At 67.7% G+C, this 3,301-nt stretch carries 4 protein-coding genes; 2 read left to right on the top strand and 2 right to left on the bottom strand.

The features are described 5' to 3' along the window. A partial coding sequence (locus tag VJS90_RS01300) for a tyrosine-type recombinase/integrase (protein WP_324118281.1) occupies positions 1-437 on the top strand: 437 nt, incomplete at its 5' end. A 4-nt stretch (positions 438-441) separates the two neighbouring features. On the opposite strand, the gene VJS90_RS01295 is transcribed toward VJS90_RS01300, so the two are convergent. Next, positions 442-1,584: a glycerate kinase gene (locus VJS90_RS01295; RefSeq protein ID WP_324118279.1), complete on the bottom strand. Its 1,143-nt coding sequence runs from the start codon at positions 1,582-1,584 to the stop codon at positions 442-444. A 129-nt stretch (positions 1,585-1,713) separates the two neighbouring features. Further along, positions 1,714-2,811: a sugar diacid recognition domain-containing protein gene (locus VJS90_RS01290; RefSeq protein ID WP_324118277.1), complete on the bottom strand. Its 1,098-nt coding sequence runs from the start codon at positions 2,809-2,811 to the stop codon at positions 1,714-1,716. A 156-nt stretch (positions 2,812-2,967) separates the two neighbouring features. Between VJS90_RS01290 and VJS90_RS01285 the strand changes: the two genes are divergently transcribed. Next, a partial coding sequence (locus VJS90_RS01285; protein WP_324118274.1) for an MFS transporter occupies positions 2,968-3,301 on the top strand: 334 nt, incomplete at its 3' end.

The following is a 3,301-nucleotide window of genomic DNA, read 5'->3' as shown; positions in this document are numbered from 1 at the left end:
TGCCCATGAGCAAGGGCGACCGCCAGGCGCAGGGCGTGCAGCATCGCGCGCCGGCGCTCAAGGCACTGTGCCCGGTGCGCGCGTACATGGAGTGGATAGAGGTGGCGGGCATCGCCCAGGGCCCGGTGTTCCGCAAGCTGGATCGCTGGGGCAACCTTGGCATCGACGCGCTCAACAGCAACAGCCTGATCGGCCTGCTACGCCGCATGCTCGAACGTGCAGGCGTGCCTGCGGCGCTGTACACCGGGCACTCGCTGCGCCGGGGTTTTGCGACCTGGGCGACGGCCAACGGGTGGGAGCTCAAGGCGTTGATGAGCTATGTGGGGTGGAAGGATGCGAAGTCGGCGCTGCGCTACATCGATGCGGCGCAGAGCTTCGGGGATCTCGCGGTCCTGCCGCCTGGCGCGGGGCAGGACGTGCTCACCCGGATCGAATAGCGCGCTACCGGCCGCTGCGGGCGCGGCACCAGAGGCGAGCGATGTCACCGGCCCGCGCCTTGAGCAACGCGGGGGCATCGGTACAGGCCTGTTCCAGGGTCATCGGCCCGCTCGCCAGGGCAAAGGCTGCGTCGATGCCGTGTTCGTACAGGGCTTCGTATCCGGCGCCCAACGTACCCGCGATCACCACCACCGGCGCGCCGTGGCGCCTGGCGACCCTGGCCACGCCAAAAGGCGTCTTGCCACGCAAGGTCTGCGCGTCGAACCGCCCTTCGCCGGTAATGACCAGGTCAGCGCCCTGGACCAGCGCGTCAAGCCCCGCCAACTCGGCAACCACCTCGACGCCCGGACGGAATTGCGCGCCCATGAAGGCACGGGCCGCGAAGCCCATGCCACCGGCCGCGCCGCATCCCGGGAACTCACGCACATCCTCGCCGAGTGCCTGGGCGCTGTGGTCGGCGAAGTGGCCCAGCGCCTGGTCCAGGGCGGCGACCTGCTCTGGGTTCGCACCCTTCTGCGGACCGAAGATGGCCGAGGCGCCATTGGGGCCGCACAGGGGGTTGTCGACATCCGCCGCGACCTCGACCTGCACCTTGGCCAGGCGAGCGTCGAGCCCGCTCGCGTCCAGGGCCGCCAGCCGCGACAAGGCCAGGCCACCCTCCTCCAGCGCCTGGCCATCAGCGTCCAGCACACGCAGCCCGAGGGCGCGCAGCATGCCGCTACCGCCATCGTTGGTGGCGCTGCCGCCGATCGCCAGGACGATACGCCGCGCGCCGGCGTCCAGCGCCGCGGCGATCAATTGCCCGGTGCCCCAGGTGCTGCTGCGGCAGGCATCACGTTGGGCGGTGGCAAGCAACTGCAGTCCGCTGGCCTGAGCCATTTCGATGATCGCCGTGTGGCTCTCGGGGAGCCAGCCCCAACCCGCTTCCACCGGCTCGCCCAGAGGCCCGCGCACGGTCTCGCGACGCAGCTCGCCCGCACTCGCCGCCAGGATCGCGTCCATCGTGCCTTCGCCGCCATCGGCCATCGGGCACTCGATCAACTCGGCCCGCGGCAGTACGCCGGCCAGGCCCTCGGCGATGGCACGGGCGACACCCGCGGCGTCGAGGCTGTCCTTGAACGAATCGGGGGCGATGACGATTTTCATTGTAGTTCTCCTGGTCCGGGTATCAGGCATGCTGCCACCTGGCGCGGGTTGGAGCTTCTGTCACATGCACAACCGGTGGGCACGGTTGTTTGGGCAAATGCCTTCCCCGACGGCAGGGCATGCGAGGTCTCAGTCGACGGGGAGGAGCTGCAGCCCCAGGTACAGGCTCAGCATCCCTTCCATCCGCAACGGGTCCACTTCGGCCAGCTCGGCCACCCGCTCCAGCCGGTACCGCAGGCTGTTGCGGTGGATACCCAGCGCGTCGGCGCAGGCCTGGCTCTGGCCGTCATGGGCGCACCAGGCGCGCAGGGTTGGCAACAACTGTCCACTGCTGTCCTTGGCGCGAAGGCGGTGCAACGGCTCGAGCAATTCGTCCAGCGCATCATCACTGCGGTGGCGCCAGAGCATCGCCGGCAGCCGGTAGCGCGTCAGGCTCAGCAACCGCTCGCCCGGCAGCACGTCACGTCCATACGCCAGCAGATCCCGTACCCGACGGTAGCCACGACGCAATTGCTCAAGGCTTTGCGCGACGCTGCCAATGGCCAGCCGCTGCACCTGCCAGCCATGACGCTGCAGACGTTCGAGCAGGCGCGTTTCATCCAGCGCCACGCCCGCCGGCCGGCACCACAGCAGCGACTGGCGCGCCGGGCTCACGCACCAGCTGTCGGGATAGCGACTCATCAGCCAGCACGCCAATGCCTGCGCCTCCGGCCCGGCATCCAGTTCGAACAGGTAGGGTATGCGCGGCAACTGCGGCTTGAGCCCCAGTTGCTGAGCCTCGTCGACCAGCCGTGGCGAGTCCCCGCTGGCACCGAGGAGCAAGGCCAGCAAGTCATCACAGCGCTGGCGCCGCCATTGCTGTTCCACCTGCAAATGGCGCTGGGCAAGCAGCATCTCGGCGGTCATGCGCACGAGCTCGGCGTACGTGCGCAACTGCTGCGGCTCGCCCGTCAGGCCGAGGACACCGATCAGCCGGCCATCGAGAAACAGCGGCAGGTTGATGCCCGGCTGGACACCTTTGAGGCATCGCGCCGCCTCGGTGTCGAGCTCGACGATACGCCCGTTCGCCAGCACCAGCTGGGCGCCCTCGTGCCGGGTATTAATGCGTTCGGGCTCGCCGCTACCCAGAATCAGGCCTTGGCTGTCCATGACGTTGACGTTATAGGGCAGAATGGCCATCGCCCGATCGACGATGTCCTGTGCCAGGTCATGGTCCAGTTCGAACATGCAGGAATCCTTGCAGGGTTGAGGTTGTTCCCCAGCACAGCGAGCCATGGCGCAGGTTGTGCGAAAGCACAAAGACAGGGGCAGCCAGCTCGCCGAGACTCCCCAGGCAGCCTCCAGCAGGCTCTGCGGTACCCCCATAACAAAAGAGAGTGAATCATGGCACACAGCCCTGCCCCCGACCAAGGGCGCGACATCACCCGCGACGCGCTGTACCGGCGCATCACCCTGCGGCTGATTCCGTTCATCTTCATCTGCTACCTGTTCAACTACCTGGACCGCGTCAACGTCGGCTTCGCCAAGCTGCAGATGCTCGACGCCCTCAAGTTCAGTGAAACCATCTACGGCCTGGGTGCCGGGATCTTCTTCATCGGCTACGTGCTCTGCGGCCTGCCCAGCAACCTGGCGCTCAACCGCTTCGGCCCGCGCCGCTGGATCGCACTGATGATGATCGCCTGGGGCAGCCTGTCGACCTGCCTGCTGTTCGTTACCA

It is taken from the genome of Pseudomonas sp. (assembly GCF_035277045.1).
GTDB lineage: Bacteria > Pseudomonadota > Gammaproteobacteria > Pseudomonadales > Pseudomonadaceae > Aquipseudomonas.
Note: the sequence above shows the minus strand (reverse complement) of the source record. Positions and strands in the feature narration are given on the sequence as shown.

Coding starts and splice junctions, on each gene's coding strand:
- VJS90_RS01295 (WP_324118279.1), bottom strand. CDS start 1,584: ATGAAAATCGTCATCGCCCCCGATTCGTTCAAGGACAGCCTCGACGCC.
- VJS90_RS01290 (WP_324118277.1), bottom strand. CDS start 2,811: ATGTTCGAACTGGACCATGACCTGGCACAGGACATCGTCGATCGGGCG.